The organism is Novosphingobium sp. NDB2Meth1, from assembly GCF_900117425.1.
Taxonomy (GTDB): Bacteria; Pseudomonadota; Alphaproteobacteria; order Sphingomonadales; family Sphingomonadaceae; genus Novosphingobium.
Map to the genome: position 1 here is coordinate 304,631 of NZ_FPEH01000015.1, position 15,257 is coordinate 319,887.

The 15,257-nt window shown below is 67.5% G+C and carries 16 protein-coding genes; 11 read left to right on the forward strand and 5 right to left on the reverse strand.

What is annotated here, in order from left to right:
* Positions 1–122: 122 nt before the first annotated feature.
* Genes recN through NDB2M1_RS10945 form a run of 5 tightly spaced genes read left to right on the forward strand, consistent with a single transcriptional unit; the run spans position 123 to position 5,384 of the window.
* Complete coding sequence (gene recN, locus NDB2M1_RS10925; RefSeq protein ID WP_072382197.1) at positions 123–1,799, forward strand: DNA repair protein RecN; 1,677 nt, start codon at positions 123–125, stop codon at positions 1,797–1,799.
* Positions 1,796–2,479 (forward strand): GNAT family N-acetyltransferase, encoded by a 684-nt coding sequence (locus tag NDB2M1_RS10930; protein ID WP_072382199.1) that lies wholly within the window; start codon positions 1,796–1,798, stop codon positions 2,477–2,479. Before recN ends, NDB2M1_RS10930 begins: the two co-directional genes overlap by 4 nt.
* Complete coding sequence (gene ligA / locus NDB2M1_RS10935) at positions 2,479–4,584, forward strand: NAD-dependent DNA ligase LigA (protein ID WP_072382201.1); 2,106 nt, start codon at positions 2,479–2,481, stop codon at positions 4,582–4,584. Before NDB2M1_RS10930 ends, ligA begins: the two co-directional genes overlap by 1 nt.
* Positions 4,585–4,587: 3 nt before the next feature.
* Complete coding sequence (locus NDB2M1_RS10940; protein WP_072382203.1) at positions 4,588–4,893, forward strand: hypothetical protein; 306 nt, start codon at positions 4,588–4,590, stop codon at positions 4,891–4,893.
* Positions 4,890–5,384, forward strand: coding sequence for a CinA family protein (locus NDB2M1_RS10945; RefSeq protein WP_072382205.1), 495 nt, complete (start codon positions 4,890–4,892; stop codon positions 5,382–5,384). The genes NDB2M1_RS10940 and NDB2M1_RS10945 overlap by 4 nt, the downstream gene beginning before the upstream one ends.
* Here NDB2M1_RS10945 and NDB2M1_RS10950 read toward each other — a convergent pair.
* From NDB2M1_RS10950 to NDB2M1_RS10960, 3 genes are read right to left on the reverse strand one after another with little or no spacing between them, the layout of a single operon-like run.
* On the reverse strand, positions 5,362–6,261 hold the full coding sequence (locus tag NDB2M1_RS10950; protein ID WP_072382207.1) for a 50S ribosomal protein L11 methyltransferase: 900 nt from the start codon (positions 6,259–6,261) through the stop codon (positions 5,362–5,364). The two genes, NDB2M1_RS10945 and NDB2M1_RS10950, sit on opposite strands and share 23 nt — an antisense overlap.
* The gene (bla, locus tag NDB2M1_RS10955) at positions 6,258–7,133 is read right to left on the reverse strand and encodes a subclass B3 metallo-beta-lactamase (RefSeq protein ID WP_253185852.1); all 876 of its coding nucleotides are present in this window, start codon (positions 7,131–7,133) and stop codon (positions 6,258–6,260) included. Before bla ends, NDB2M1_RS10950 begins: the two co-directional genes overlap by 4 nt.
* A gap of 7 nt (positions 7,134–7,140) precedes the next feature.
* Positions 7,141–7,854: an SDR family NAD(P)-dependent oxidoreductase gene (locus NDB2M1_RS10960; RefSeq protein ID WP_072382640.1), complete on the reverse strand. Its 714-nt coding sequence runs from the start codon at positions 7,852–7,854 to the stop codon at positions 7,141–7,143.
* A 158-nt stretch (positions 7,855–8,012) separates the two neighbouring features.
* Between NDB2M1_RS10960 and sdhC the strand changes: the two genes are divergently transcribed.
* From sdhC to NDB2M1_RS22625, 5 genes are all read left to right on the forward strand, one after another.
* Positions 8,013–8,438 (forward strand): succinate dehydrogenase, cytochrome b556 subunit, encoded by a 426-nt coding sequence (gene sdhC, locus NDB2M1_RS10965; protein WP_072382212.1) that lies wholly within the window; start codon positions 8,013–8,015, stop codon positions 8,436–8,438.
* A 34-nt stretch (positions 8,439–8,472) separates the two neighbouring features.
* Positions 8,473–8,856, forward strand: a complete 384-nt coding sequence (gene sdhD / locus NDB2M1_RS10970) for a succinate dehydrogenase, hydrophobic membrane anchor protein (protein WP_072382214.1) — start codon at positions 8,473–8,475, stop codon at positions 8,854–8,856.
* Positions 8,857–8,859: 3 nt separating this feature from the next.
* On the forward strand, positions 8,860–10,683 hold the full coding sequence (sdhA, locus tag NDB2M1_RS10975) for a succinate dehydrogenase flavoprotein subunit (protein WP_072382216.1): 1,824 nt from the start codon (positions 8,860–8,862) through the stop codon (positions 10,681–10,683).
* A 32-nt stretch (positions 10,684–10,715) separates the two neighbouring features.
* Positions 10,716–11,090 (forward strand): cupin domain-containing protein, encoded by a 375-nt coding sequence (locus NDB2M1_RS10980; protein ID WP_072382218.1) that lies wholly within the window; start codon positions 10,716–10,718, stop codon positions 11,088–11,090.
* Between the two features lie 421 nt (positions 11,091–11,511).
* A complete protein-coding gene (locus tag NDB2M1_RS22625; protein ID WP_171955360.1) occupies positions 11,512–11,931 on the forward strand; it encodes a hypothetical protein in 420 nt (139 codons plus the stop codon).
* 1 nt (position 11,932) lies between these two features.
* Here the strand turns inward: NDB2M1_RS22625 and NDB2M1_RS10990 are convergent, their stop codons facing one another.
* Together NDB2M1_RS10990 and NDB2M1_RS10995 are read right to left on the reverse strand one after the other, a co-directional pair.
* Positions 11,933–12,532 (reverse strand): hypothetical protein, encoded by a 600-nt coding sequence (locus NDB2M1_RS10990; protein WP_072382220.1) that lies wholly within the window; start codon positions 12,530–12,532, stop codon positions 11,933–11,935.
* 37 nt (positions 12,533–12,569) lie between these two features.
* Positions 12,570–13,448 carry a KPN_02809 family neutral zinc metallopeptidase gene (locus tag NDB2M1_RS10995; protein ID WP_072382223.1) on the reverse strand — a complete coding sequence of 293 codons (879 nt, stop codon included), beginning with the start codon at positions 13,446–13,448 and terminating at the stop codon, positions 12,570–12,572.
* A gap of 252 nt (positions 13,449–13,700) precedes the next feature.
* Here NDB2M1_RS10995 and NDB2M1_RS11000 point away from each other — a divergent pair, with 252 nt between their 5' ends.
* Entirely contained in the window at positions 13,701–15,209 is a 1,509-nt protein-coding gene (locus NDB2M1_RS11000; protein ID WP_072382225.1) for a M28 family metallopeptidase, read from the forward strand.
* Positions 15,210–15,257 lie beyond the last annotated feature (48 nt).

Here is a 15,257-nt window from a genome sequence, read left to right on the forward strand (position 1 = left end):
CTGTCACACCAATGTCATGCCGGGGCCTGTTTCCCGGGCTTATCCACAAGTTTGCCAACATCGTGGGTTCTCTTTGCGAGCATGGTGACGCGGCGCGGCGGACTGGGTAAGGATCGCTGACGATGCTTACCGGGCTTTCCATCCGCAATGTGGTCCTGATCGAAGCGCTCGACCTTGCGTTCGGGCGCGGGCTCGGCGTGCTGACCGGCGAGACCGGCGCAGGCAAGTCGATCCTGCTGGATTCGCTCGGCCTTGTGCTGGGCGACCGCGCCGATGGCGGCCTGATCCGCGCGGGCACCGATGAGGCAAGCGTCACGGCGACGTTCGAGTTCGCCGCACTGCCCGATGCGCTGCGCACTGCGCTGGCCGATGCCGAGATCGCGGTGGAGCCGGGCGAGCCGCTCATCATCCGCCGCCGCCTGCGGGCCGAAGGCGGCAATGCGGTGGGCAGCCGGGCTTTCGTCAACGATCAGCCGGTCAGCGTCGCCCTGCTGCGCGAGCTCGCGCGCAGTCTCGTCGAACTCCACGGCCAGCACGATGACCGGGGTCTCGTCAACGCACGCGGCCACCGTGCCCTGCTCGACCGCTATGCCCGCGCCGATGTGGCGGACGTCACCGCCGCATGGGACAAGTGGCGCGCCGCCGAAAACGCGCTTGCCGAAGCCGAGGCACGTCTCGCCGCCGCCTCGGCCGAACAGGACCTCCTCGTCGCGCATCTCGCCGAACTCACCTTGCTCGCGCCGGAAGTGGGCGAGGAGGCGGAGCTGGCCCAGCAGCGCGCGGGCATGCAGAAGGGCGAGCGTCTGTCCGGCGATCTGGCCGAACTCCAGCACTTGTGGTCCGGCTCGGATTCCGCGCTTGCCTCGCTGCGCAGCGCCTCGCGACGGCTTGATCGCATCGCGCACGAACACCCGCTGCTCACCGAGGCCATGGAAGCGCTTGACCGCGCCGTGATCGAGGCCAGCGAAGCGGAGGACAAGCTCGAGAAGGCCGCCGAAGCCCTCGCGCACGATCCCATGCTGCTCGACCGGATCGAGACCCGCCTGTTCGATCTGCGCGCCGCCGGCCGCAAGCACGGCTGCAGCGTCGACGAACTGCCCGCCCGCATGCTAGAAATGCGCGCCGCGCTCGACCAGATCGAAGGCGGCGAGGCGGCCATCGCGGGCCTCACACGCGCCGCACAGGACGCCGGGCTCGACTACCGCGCCAAAGCCGAAAGCCTCTCGGTCGCGCGCGCCGAAGCCGCGCGGCGGCTCGATGCGGTAGTCGCGGCGGAACTCGCGCCTCTCAAGCTCGATGCCGCCCGCTTCCGCACCGCGGTTGTCCGCCTGCCGGAAGACCGCTGGGGCCCGCAAGGCGTCGATGCGGCCGAGTTCCTCATCTCCACCAACCCCGGCGCGGACTTCGCCCCGCTCGCCAAGATCGCCTCGGGCGGCGAACTTTCGCGGTTCATCCTCGCGCTCAAGGTCGCGCTGGCGGAAGAAGGCGGCGCGGCCACGGTGATCTTCGACGAGATCGACCGCGGCGTCGGCGGTGCGGTGGCCAGCGCCATCGGTGAACGTCTGGCGCGGCTCGCATCAAACGGCCAGCTTCTCGCCGTCACCCACAGCCCGCAAGTCGCCGCGCGCGGCACGGCGCATTACCTCATCGCCAAGTCCTCCGAAGGCACCGTCACGCGCACTTCGGTTGTCCAGCTCGATGCCGAGGGGCGGCAGGAGGAAATCGCCCGCATGCTGTCCGGCGCCGAAATCACCCCCGAAGCGCGCGCACAGGCCGAACGTCTGCTCGAACAGGCATGACCTTCCACCCGCTCGACCGCCCGATCTGGTCCCTGCTCAATGGCCTGCAGGCTTCGCTTGCCGTGGCCACCGGCACGGTCTGCCGCATCGATCCGACCTACGGCCCTTTCGCCGCCGCCGCGCCCGGCCATGAAGCCGAACTTGCCGGCCTTCTCACCGGCGCTGACGACGAGATCTGGCTGGTCGAGGCCGAAGAGCAGGCCCCGCCGCCCGGCACCCGGACCTTGCGCACCGCCCCGCTGCTCCAGATGATCGCCGACGGTCCGCTCGAATCGCACCCGATCGATCCCGAGCTCATCCTCATGACCGAAGCCGATGCGCCGGAAATGACCGCGCTCGCGCTGGAAACCCAGCCCGGTCCCTGGCGCTCGCACACCCATCGCTACGGCCCCTACTACGGTTTGCGCGAAGAAGGCCGCCTCATCGCCATGGCCGGCGAGCGCATGCGCCCCGCGCCGGGCCTCGCCGAACTGAGCGGCGTCTGCACCGCGCCCGACCGCCAGGGCAGGGGCCTCGCTGGCCGCATGATCAAGCGCGTGCTGGCGGGCTTCCTTGAATGCGGCGACACCCCGTTCCTGCACAGCTACGCCCACAACACCCACGCGATCCGCCTCTACGAAACGCTCGGCTTCCGCGCGCGCATTTCGCTGGTGGTGACCGTGCTGGGGAGAGCAGAGTGATGCCTGATATCTCCGAAGCCGATGCCGCCAACGAACTAATGCGCCTAGCGAGGCAGATCGCGCATCATGACCGGCTCTATCACGCGCAGGATGCGCCCGAGATCAGCGACGCCGAGTACGACGCGCTCGTCCGCCGTAATGCGGAGCTCGAAGCGGCGTTCCCGCACCTCATCCGCGCGGACAGCCCCAGCCGCAAGGTGGGCCATGAAGTCGCCGCCTCGCCGCTGAGCAAGGTCACCCACGAGGTTCGCATGATGAGCCTCGACAACGCCTTCTCCGACGAGGAAGTCGAGGAATTCGTCGCCCGCGTCCGCCGCTTCCTTGCCTTGCCGCCCGAGGCCGCAGTGGCGATGACCGCCGAGGACAAGATCGACGGCCTCTCCTGCTCGCTGCGCTACGAGAACGGCAGGCTGGTGCGCGCCGCCACCCGCGGCGACGGGCAGGTGGGCGAGGACGTCACCGCCAATGTCGCCCATATCGCCGATATCCCGCAGACCCTCAGCGGCGATGCCCCCGCCGTGTTCGAGATCCGCGGCGAGGTCTATATGGCCAAGGCTGATTTCGCCGCCCTGAATGCCGCGCAGGAAGAGAAGGGCGACCGGCTCTTCGCCAACCCGCGCAATGCCGCCGCCGGATCGCTGCGCCAGAAGGACGCGAGCGTCACAGCCAGCCGCCCCTTGCGCTTCCTCGCCCATGGCTGGGGCGCGGCGAGCCATGTCCCGGGCGCCACGCAATTCGACGTGATGCAGCAGATCGCCGCGTGGGGCGTGCCCGTCTCGCCGCTGCTGGTGCGCTGCCATTCGGTCGAGGCGATGGTGGAACACTACCGCAGCATCGGCACGCAGCGGCCGGGTCTGCCCTATGATATCGACGGCGTCGTCTACAAGGTCGACCGGCTCGACTGGCAGGAGCGCCTCGGCTTCGTCGCCAAGGCGCCGCGCTGGGGCCTTGCGCGCAAATTCCCGGCGGAACGCGCCGAAACGGTGATCGAGGCGATCGACATTCAGGTCGGCCGCACCGGCAAGCTGACACCTGTCGGCCGCCTCCGTCCGGTGCTGGTCGGCGGTGTCACCGTCACCAATGTCACGCTGCACAACCGCGACGAGATCGGGCGGCTCGGCCTGCGCGTGGGCGACCGCATCGTCCTCCAGCGCGCGGGCGATGTGATCCCGCAAGTCGTCGACAACCTGACGCGGGAGGAACCGCGCGAGCCCTACGCGTTCCCCGATCACTGCCCGGAATGCCAATCCGAAGCCGTCGCCGAGGAAGGCGAAGTCGATGTGCGCTGCACCGGCGGCCTGATCTGTCCGGCCCAGCGGGTCGAACGCCTGCGCCACTTCGTCAGCCGCGCCGCGCTCGATATCGAGGGGCTGGGCGAGAAGACGATTGTCGAGTTCTTCTCCCTCGGCTGGCTGGAAAGCCCCGCCGATATCTTCCGCCTCCACCAGCGCCGCCAAGAGATCGTCGGACGCGAGGGGTGGAAGGACAAGTCTGTGGACAACCTGTTGGCAGCCATCGAGGCCAAGCGCAGTCCCGATGCCGCGCGGCTGCTGTTCGGCCTCGGCATCCGCCACGTGGGCGCGGTGACCGCGCGCGACCTGATGAAGCGCTTCACCACGCTGCCCACGCTGCGCGCCGTAGCAGAAGCCGCCCATTCCTCCCCGGAACGGGGAGGGGAACCACCGAAGGGGGGGGGGGGGCACGATGAGACCGAACACGCCCGCGCCGAGCTCCTTTCCATCGAAGGCGTCGGCCCCGTCGTGGTCGAGGCGCTGGGCGACTTCTTCCACGAGCCGCACAACGTGGCGGTGTGGGACGACCTGCTCTCCGAAGTCACCCCGCCCGACTACATCGTCGAAACCAAGGCCAGTGCGGTCGCCGGAAAGACGGTGGTCTTCACCGGCAAGCTGGAAACGATGAGCCGCGACGAGGCCAAGGCACAGGCCGAAGCCCTCGGCGCGCGGGCGGCGGGTTCGGTATCCGCCAAGACCGATCTCGTCGTGGCCGGGCCGGGAGCTGGCTCCAAGCTCAAGCAGGCGGCCGCGCTCGGTATTGAAGTGATCGACGAGGCGGCGTGGGCCGAAATCGTCAAGGCAGCGGGGTAGGGGATGTTGCTGCTGCTCGCCGCTGCCACCATGATGTCGGCCTATCCTGATGAGGGCCGTGTCCGGCGCGAGATGCGGGCAGCCCCGCGCCCGGTGCGCGAATTCCTTGTGAGGCGCGCCGGTTGCAACCATTGGGGCGGCGAGGAAGCCTACGACGCCGATCGGGCGAGGCAGATCGCGGAAGCCGCCCGCATGTTGCGGTGCAATTGGATCGATCTCGACGAGCGGCGTCTCAAGCGGCGATACGCGAAATTGCCGCGTGTGATCTGGCTGCTGAAGAAAACACGCGATTGGGACACCATGAGATGACCTTCGAAGACCTCACCCCTATCGGCACCGAAGCCGGCAAGCTCCTCAAGGCGCGCGGCCAGTCCATTGCCGTCGTCGATGGCGCGACCGGCGGGCTCATTTCCGCCGCGCTCCTCGCGATGCCCGGCGCTTCGGCCTACTTTCGCGGCGGCGGGGTGATCTACACGCTCAAGGGCCGCCGCATGGTGCTGGGGCACGAGCCTGGCTCGCTGCGCGGGCTTACTTCCGCCACCGAAGCCTATGCCCTCGCGCAGGCGCGCCTCATCCGCGCGCGCTATGAAAGCGATTGGGGCGTCGCGGAAACCGGCGCCGCGGGGCCGGGCGTGCATCCGCTGGGCGTCGCCTCCGGCACCAGTGCGGCAGCCGTGGTCGGGCCAGACTACGAAGCGGCGCTGGTGATCGAGACCGGCCACGACGACCGCCTCGCCAACATGATCGCCTTCACCCGCAATGCGCTGCAATTGCTCGTCAGCGGCCTGAACGCCGTCTGAGCCACAGGATCGACCAATTGCCGCGCTGCATCCGCGCGCGCAGCGAAAATCCTGCGCGGGTATAGGCGGCCCGCACGGTCGGCTCCTGCGCGGTGAGCAGCCCGGCCAGCAGCACGCTCCCACCCGGCGCCACCGCCTTGCCAAAGTCGCGCGACAACTCGGCGAGCGGCCCGGCCAGAATGTTGGCGATCAGCAGGTCATAAGGCGCAGCGGCCCGGAGCAGCGGATGCTCCATGCCCGGCGCGATCACAATGGCGAGCTTGCCCGGCCCATCACCCAGCGCGATGCCGTTGAGATCGGCGTTCTCCGCCACGACCGGCCCGCACACCGCATCGATATCGCTGGCCGTCGCCCGCGCGCGCGGCCACAGGTGGAGCGCGGCGAACGCCAGCAGCCCGGTCCCGGTGCCGATATCCGCCAGATTGCGCACGACGAGGCCCTTGGCCTTCATATGCCCCAGCATGGCAAGGCAGCCCGAAGTCGTCTCGTGATGACCTGTTCCAAAAGCCTGGCTCGCCGGGATCACGAAATCGCGAAAGCCGGGAGCCGGACGGTGATCCGGCGTGCGGACATGGAAAGGGCCTGCGGTGATCGGCTCGACATTCTGCTGGCTCAGTGTCACCCAGTCCGCGTCGGCCAGTTCCTCGATGATCAGCTTGGGTGCGCCCTCGGCGAACAATGCCGAAATCGCCGCCGTGTCCGCCGCCGTCGGCTTGCGCTCCAGCCAGGCTTCCAGCTGCCACGCGTCGGGCTCGGCGGGATCGGTCTGCCCGCCACCCAGAACAATGGAGAAATCCCAGTCCTGCGCATCCTCATGCGCCACAAGCGCCGCGCGCACCACGTCGGCGGGCGCGCGGACGGTGATCTTCCAGCTCACTTGACGGTTTCCCGCACCAGCTGCGCATTGAGATTGCGGCGGCCCATGGCGGCGTAGTCGCGGCAAGCCTTCGGCGAGGCGAGCGGCTGCTCGCCCAGCATCCGTTCGAACAGATCGCTCACCGAGGGATGCGGCGTCACAAGGATGCCGCAGTTCAGCGCGGCGATTGCGGAAAAGGTGCGCTGGAACCGGGCGACAACGTCGGCATGATCGGTGAAGCGGTAAGGTCCGGCCGCAAGCGCGGAAATGCTGTCGATGTAGCTGACCGTCTGGCACTGCCGCTCGGCGCAGCTCTGCCACGACCAGCTGCTCGAACCGGTGGTGTGCCCCGGCGTCGCCATCATGGTGAGCCGCAGCGGTCCGACTTGCACGACATCGCCGGTCTTGACGATCCGGTCCGCCGCGACCGGTGCGAAGTCGTGATCCTTGAGCACGGCTGCCTGCGAATCCGCCGGATCGACCTTGCCGCTGGCAATCACTACCGCCGCCGGAGCGCTCAGCGCCACTTGCGCACCCGTCGCCTTCGCCAGCGCCGCCAGCCCGCCGACATGATCGAAATGCTCATGGCTCGTCACGATCCAGCGCACGTCCTCCGGCCGGAACCCCAGTGCGCGGATATTGGCGAGGATCGACGGGGCTGCTTCCTCGGTCGCGGCATCGACCATCACATGCCCCTGCGGAGAGGTCACCAGCAGCACCGAGACCGTGCAGGTGCCCACATACCAGGTGTTGCCATAGAGCCGTGCGGGCGGGGCAGGGGCGGAGAAGTCCTCCTTGCCCTCGCACTGCTTCACCACCGCCTGCGTGGCCGCGCGGTCCGGTCCGGCCTGCGCGAAGGCGAGGCCCGGTGCTGCTGCCAGGGCAAGCGCCATCAGCGCCCTAGCGAACAAAGCTCGCTCCATTCGCATCGATCACCGCTCCCGTCATGCTCGCAGGCGCATCGAGCGCGCAGAACACGCCGATGGCCGCGATTTCCTCCGGGCTCGCCACCCGGCCCAGCGGAATGTCCGCCAGCAGCCCCGGTCCGCCCCGGCTGGCGAGGTAATCGCCCGCCATGTCGGTATTCGTGAAGCCCGGCGTCACCGCAAAGCTCAGGATGCCCTGCGCGGCATACCCCCGCGCGATGGTCTTGTGCATGGCGATCATCCCGCCCTTGGCCGCCGCATAGTGCCAGTGCGCGGGCGAATCCCCGCGGTAGGCCGCCCGGCTCGCGACATGGACAATCCGTCCGCCCACGCCGCGCGCCTGCCAGTGCCGCACCGCCAGCCGCGAAAGCTGCGCGGCGGAGGTGAGGTTGATCCGCAGCGTTTCCTCCCAGCCGTCCAGCCACGCGATGTCCGAGGCATCGATGGGATTGGCGGCAAACAGGCCCGCATTGTTGACGAGGATGTCGATTGCCCCGCCCGCCATTTCCAGCGCCTGTTCCCACAGCATTTCCGCCGAGGCCGGCTCGCCCAGATCAGCGCCGACCACGCCCGGTGCCTCCTTGCGCCCATGGCGAATGACCGCCGCGCCGCGCGCGCCGAGTGCTTCGGCGAGCGCTGCTCCGATGCCCCGGGTCGAGCCGGTGACTAAAATGACAGGTGCTTGCATCATCACGCGCTCTACCAGCGAATATGGGCCGTGCAACAGGGGCAGGGGAATTGCCCCGTCGCGATAGTTGCACACCCGGCCATTTGGGCTAATACGAATCGCACTCGCTTCATGCTCCACAGGCATGAGAGGTTTTGGTAATCAATTTAGGGGGTTCTATGGCGCAGGCGCCCGGCAAGAGGCCACTTTCGCCGCATCTCGAAATCTGGCGCTGGGGTCCGGCCATGCTGGTCTCGATCCTGCACCGCATCACGGGCGAAGGCTTGGCCTTTGTGGGCCTTTCGCTGTTCCTCTGGTGGGTCGGCGCGATTGCCGGTGGTCCGGAAAGCTATCAGACCTTCCTCGACTGGGTCTGGCTCGCCCCCGATGGCGGCTTGCAGACGGCAACCGCGCTGCTCGGCAAAGTCGTCCTCGTCGGCCTCACCTGGGCGTTCTTCCAGCACATGGCGAGCGGCATCCGCCACTTCGTGCTCGATATCGGCGCGGGCTACGAGCTTGAAACCAACGCGCGCTGGTCCTTGCTGACGATCCTGTTCTCGGTCGCGGCCACCAGCGTTTTCTGGGCCGCCGTGCTGCTGCACTGAACCCTTCACCCCATACCTTTCTCAAGGACATTCCATGGGTAACGGAACTTCCATCGGCCGCGTGCGCGGTCTCGGCTCCAGCCACCACGGCACCGGCCACTTCCTGTCCTCGCGGCTGACCGCGGTCGGCAATCTCGTGCTGATCCCGTTCCTGATGATCAGCCTCGCGCTGATGCCCTCGCATGACTACGCGACGGTTCATGCCTGGGCGGCCAAGCCGCTGCCCGCCACCGCGCTGATCCTCATCCTGATCAACACGTTCTATCATGCGCGTCTGGGCATCCAGGTCATGCTGGAGGACTACGTCCATGAGAATGGCGGCAAGATCGCCGCCTGGCTGTTCGTCAATTTCGTGCCGTTCGCGGGCGCTGCCTTTGGCATCGTCTCGGTCGTGCGCATCGCTCTCGGGGGCGCCTGAGCCATGGCTTCCACTGCCTACAAGATCATCGACCACACCTATGACACCGTCGTCGTCGGCGCCGGCGGTTCGGGCCTTCGCGCCACGATGGGTTCGGCCCAGGCCGGCCTGCGCACGGCCTGCATCACCAAGGTCTTCCCGACCCGCTCGCACACCGTCGCGGCGCAGGGCGGTATCGCCGCCAGCCTCGGCAACAACAGCCCGGACCACTGGACCTGGCACATGTACGATACCGTCAAGGGTTCCGACTGGCTCGGCGATCAGGACGCGATCGAATACATGGTCCGCGAAGCCCCGGCGGCGGTCTACGAACTCGAGCACGCGGGCGTGCCCTTCAGCCGCAACGCCGAAGGCACGATCTACCAGCGTCCGTTCGGTGGCCACATGCAGAACATGGGCGAAGGCCCGCCGGTGCAGCGCACCTGCGCTGCGGCGGACCGCACCGGCCACGCCATGCTCCACGCGCTCTATCAGCAGAGCCTGAAGTACGACGCGGACTTCTTCATCGAGTATTTCGCGATCGACCTCATCATGGAGCCCGGCGCGAACGGCGTCCCTGAATGCCGCGGCGTCATCGCCATGTGCATGGACGACGGCTCGATCCACCGCTTCCGCAGCCATGCCGTCGTGCTGGCGACGGGCGGCTATGGCCGCTGCTACTTCACCGCCACTTCGGCGCACACCTGCACCGGTGACGGCGGCGGCATGGTGCTGCGCGCAGGGCTCCCGCTGCAGGACATGGAATTCGTCCAGTTCCACCCCACCGGCATTTACGGCGCGGGCGTGCTCATCACCGAAGGCGCGCGCGGCGAGGGCGGCTACCTCACCAACTCCGAAGGCGAGCGCTTCATGGAGCGCTATGCGCCTTCCGCGAAGGACCTTGCCAGCCGCGACGTCGTCAGCCGTTCGATGGCGCTCGAAATCCGCGAAGGCCGCGGCGTCGGTCCGCACAAGGACCACATCTACCTCCACCTCGATCACATCGATGCGAAGGTGTTGGCCGAGCGCCTACCGGGCATCACCGAAAGCGGCAAGATCTTCGCAGGCGTCGACTTGACCCGCCAGCCGCTCCCGGTCGTGCCGACCGTCCACTACAACATGGGCGGCATCCCCTGTAACTACCACGGCGAAGTCGTGACGATCGGCCCGGACGGCAATCCGGAAACCGTCGTCCCCGGCCTCTTCGCGGTGGGCGAGGCGGCCTGCGTTTCGGTCCATGGCGCGAACCGCCTCGGCTCCAACTCGCTGATCGACCTCGTCGTGTTCGGTCGCGCCACCGGCCTGCGCCTCAAGGAGATCATCAAGCCCGGCTCGGCGCACAAGGCCCTGCCCAAGGACAGCGCCGACATGGCGCTCACCCGCATCGACACGTTCCGCCACGCCAATGGCGGCTCGCCGACGGCGCAGGTGCGCATCGAGATGCAGCGCACGATGTCCGCCCACGCCGCGGTGTTCCGCACCGACGAGCTCATGGCCGAAGGCAAGACCAAGCTTGCCGCGACGTATGAGCGCATGGGCGACATCAAGGTTTCGGATCGCTCGCTGATCTGGAACTCGGACCTGATCGAGACGCTCGAGCTCGACAATCTGATCGCGCAGGCCTCGGTCACGATGCATTCGGCCTTCAACCGCAAGGAAAGCCGCGGCGCCCACGCGCACGAGGACTTCCCCGATCGCAACGATGGCGAATGGATGAAGCACACCGTCAGCTGGTTCGACGGCTGGGGCGGCAAGGGCGGCGGCGTGAAGCTCGATTACCGCCCGGTCCACGAATATACGCTCACCGACGACGTCGAGTACATCAAGCCGAAGAAGCGCGTGTACTGAACGTGTCCGCACTCAGCGGGTTTCGGCTTCTGATGGCCGGGCTTGTCCTCGTGGCAGGCCCGGCCATTGCCGTTGCGGCGCCGGAAGCCGGCACTTTGCCCGATCCGCTGCGGGCAGGCTGGAAGGGCCAGCACGTCTGCGAACTGCTCAAGGACAATGCGCAGATGCGCGTCCTGCGCTGCACGTTCCCGCCGGGCTGGGGGCACGAGCGCCATTTCCACGCGCCGCACTGGGGCTATATTTTGCAAGGTTCGACCATGCGGATCACCACGGCGAAAGGTACTGTCGTGCGCGAACTCAAGGCTGGCGACAGCTGGTGGAGCGACGGGATCGAGTGGCACGAGGGGGTGAACATCGGTACGACCACCGGCGTCTACCTGATCGTCGAGCCGAAGAGCCAAGGCTGACATTCCATGCCTGTCACCCCGGACTTGATCCGGGGTCCCGCTTGCCCCGCTGCACTGGCGCGGCCGATGGTGGATTTTCCTACACAAGCGAAATCTGTCATGGCTGCGACTTTGGGCGGCTCCCGCCTTTGCGCTCTTTGCCATCGTCGTATCAATCGCCGCCAAGCGTGCACGCCAGATCTGTCGCCGTGTCGCTTTTTTATGCATTTTATATCATGATATCAATTAATTGAGGGGCTTTCTCAAAAGCGACACGGTGTCGCTTTTGTCGCTTTTCGCAAGGGCCAAGCCGTCGCGCGGCGGGGTGCCGAACCTGTCGTTGATCTGCATGCAGTCTGCTGTTCGCAGAAGCCCGGCTGACGGCGACGTCGGCAAGGGGCAGGTGCATCTTATGGGACAGCCCACGGAAAGGATCCCCTTGATGCACCTTCGCACTTTGCCGACCCGCGCCATGCTGATTGCCGGCGCCGCACTTCTCGCCCTTGCCGGAACGGCCTCGGCTCAAGGCACTTACGCTAGCAATGCGGCCCATCCCGCGCCGCCGGCTCCGCCCGCCCCGCCTGCACCCCCCGCGCCCCCCGCGCCCCCCGCGCCGCCTGAAGCGCCGACGCCGCCGGACGCTCCCCTCGTCGACCGCGCCGAGATCGATCGCGAGGTGGCCGAAAGCATGGCCGAAGCACGCGAAGCCATCGCCGAGGCCCGCATGGAAATCGCTCAGGCCCGCAAGGAAATCATGCGCGAGAAGGATATGCCGGCCAAGGCCCGCGCCCAGGCGCTCGCCGCGCTCGACAAGGCCGAACGCAACGTGGCGCAGGCTCTGTCACAGCAGCGGGCAGACTGACCTAGCGGCGCCTGCGGGCGTTCCGTTTCTTCTTCGGGGGTGGCGGGGGCGGCGGCGTGCTGCCGGTCTCCGCTGCCGCCTGCATCGCGGCCGCCTGCGCTGCGGTGGCCGCGCGCGCCGGATAGCGGCATCCGCGCGCCTGGCCATAGCCCTTGAGGAACGCGCGGCGGCTTGCCCCGGCATAGAGCGCCACCTGCCATTGGCGTTCTCGCGCAGCCGCGCCGGTCACTTCCTTGATCACGCCGCCGAACGGGATGAAGCTGTTGACCACGGACTTCGCGACCGAGCCCACCGCGTTCCCGCGCTTCTCGGCTTTGGTCTTGTCGGCGGCGATATCGATGTCCGGCCCCAGCACGGCATCAAGCTCGCCAATCTCGGCCCCGATCGCCTTGCAGGACCTCATGCCCTTGACGGTATAGGTGTCCTCCCGCGCCGCGATCAGGATCGGCGGGATTTCGTCCTTCTTGAGGTTCAGCGTATCGAGCGGCGCGGTCGCCACATCGCCCGCCGTCACATTGGGCGGCGCGACGACGGTTTGCGCCGCAAGCGGAGTGGCCGCAGCGCCGATCAGGAAGGTTATGGCCAGGCGGTAGTGGTTCATGCGGATTCCCCTCCAAGCCATGACAATGTCGCCCGCACTATTCGGTTCCCCTGCGTGAGCGTGCGCTGAACGTATCGCAAGCGTCTTCGTTGCCGGTCTCCAGCCCCTTGCGCAACCACGCCATGCGCTGGGCGCTGCTGCCATGGGTGAAGGCGGCTTCTACCGGCGTCCGCCCGGCCGAGGCCATCAGCGTATCGTCGCCGATCTGGTGCGCGGCGCGCAGGCCTTCCTCGATGTCGCCGGCCTCGATCTTGTCCTTGTTCCGCGCGGCCCAGACCCCGGCGTAGCAATCGGCCTGGAGTTCGAGTGCGACCGAGAGCCGGTTGGCCATCGGCGGATTGCGCCGCTGCGCCTCGGTCACCTGCTCCGAGGTGCCGACAAGGTTCTGCACATGGTGGCCATATTCATGCGCCATCACATAGGCCCGCGCGAAGTCCCCGCCCGCGCCAAGCTGCTTGTCCATCTCGGTGTAGAAATCGGTGTCGATGTAGATGCCCTGGTCCGCCGGGCAGTAGAACGGCCCCATCGCGCTCTGCGCCTCGCCGCAGCCCGATTGCCCTTCGCGCGAATAGAACACCAGCTTGGGCGCGCGGAACTCGATCCCCGCTTTCTGGAACAGCGGGCTCCACGTCTTGTTGAGCGAGGCGAGCGCATTGCAGCTTTCGCGGCTGAACGCGTTCACCGAGCAGCTCTCGGCCAGGCTGCCGGGCCGGCCGGGCAGGGCCTGCGGCGCGGAGGAACCTTGCATTGATTGCAGCGTCCCCAAAGTCTGCATCGGGTTGATCCCGAAGACCAGCGCACCGACGAGCGCGATGATCAGGCTGCCGCAGCCGATCTTGCCGCCCGGTCCGCCAAGGCCGCCGCCGCCGCGCTGGTCCTCGACATTGATCGAACTGTCAAAATCGTCGAGCAGCATGCAGTGTTCTCCTGTCCCCGCTGCCGGTTTGCCCGAGGCTGGGCCAGACCTGCAAGAGCCAACCGCGGCGTCCGTTCCGCATCAGACGGAACTTGCGCGGGGGCTTGGCATTTGCCAGCAAGGTGACTGCGTCGGGGCGTTCGAGGATGGCGATGAGTCGTTGTGAGTGAACCGGTTACCATGATCCTCCCTCCGGTTCCCCGTCGGTGGTCTCGGCCGCGCATCCGGTTCGCCCGAGTTTGCCTTGCCGTGATGGCAGCCTGCGCGCTTCCCGCTTCCGCCGCGGCCCCCACCAAGCGCCAGTTGCAACAGATCGAGGCGCAGCTGCGCCAGCACGTCACCACCTTGTCCAGCGACGAATACGGCGGTCGCGAACCCGGTACGCCCGGCGAGACGCTGACCCTGCGCTACCTTGCGCGCCAATGGTTCGATATCGGTCTGGAATCGGGCACCAACGATCCCGGCAACGCGTGGTTCGCCCCTGTCGAGCTGGTCGAACGCGTGCCGCAAGGCTCGCGCGCACAGTTCATGCACGGCAAGCGGCGGGTCATGGTGCCGGAAGGCGGTTCGTTCGTCGTCACCTCGGGCCTGCGCAGCCTGATCGAGAACGCGCCGCTCGTGTATGTCGGCAAGTCAACCGGCGGGGATGGCGCGCGAACCGAACTGGCAGGCCGCGTCGCGGTGATCCTCGACAGCGAGGCCCCGCCACCAGAATCTGCCAAGCTCAGCCCCGGCGGCGCTGCGGCACGGCCGGTGGACCGCGCGGGCAGGTTGCTTGAAAGCGGCGCGGCGGCGGTCCTCACCGTGCTCGACGGTGATCGCAGCCTCGAAGACGTGATGGCCCGCCGCCGCCGCGCCGGCTATGCCTTGTCGGGCGAGAAGCTGGGTGGCGATCTCGAGGTTTTCCTCTCCGCCGATGCTGCCAGCCAGTTGCTCGCCGCGTCCGGTGCGCCCACGCTGGCCAGCCTCCGCACCGCCGGGGCTGTGCCCGGCTTCAGCGCCAAGCCGCTCGGCATCACCGGCTCGTTCGAGGCGACCAACCGCGAGACGCGGATCAAGACGCACAACCTGATCGGCAAGCTCGAGGGTCGCCGCCCCGGCTCCGGCGCGGTCGTGCTTATGGCGCACTGGGACCACTTCGGCAAATGCGCCCAGCCGCCTGCCGAGAAGCAGATCTGCCCCGGCGCGGTGGACAATGCTTCCGGGCTGTCGGTCATCACCGAAGTTGCCCGGCAGTTGTCATCCGGCAAGCCGCTGGAGCGCGATGTCTACTTTGTGGCCACCACCGGCGAGGAACTGGGCCTGCTTGGCGCGATGGCCTTCGCCGAGAACCCGCCGTTTCCGCTGGGGAGTATCGTCGCTGCCTTCAATGTCGACAGCACCGGACTGGTCCCAGCTGGCCTTCCCGTGAGCGTCATCGGGCAGGGCATGACCGAGCTCGATGCCGGTATCGCCAAGGTTCTCAAGGCGATGAAGCGCAAACTCGCGCCTGGTGACAGTGCCAATGCCTTTGCGCGCCGCCAGGACAGCTGGGCGCTGATGCAGCACGATGTCCCTGCGGTCATGGTCAGCACGAGCTATTCGGACCCGGCGCGCCTTCAGGCCTTCATGGATACCATCTATCACCGGCCCTACGACGAGGCGGCGCGCGTCATCTACGGCGGGATGGTCGACGACGTGCTGATCCAGACCGAACTTGTGCGATTTTTCGCGGATATGAAGCTTTGGCCCGGCGCGGGGGCGGCCGCAGGTGCAAAGTAGGGAGCGGGGCTAGCCTAAACCGCCCCGCTTGATTACATGGGCCGCCAC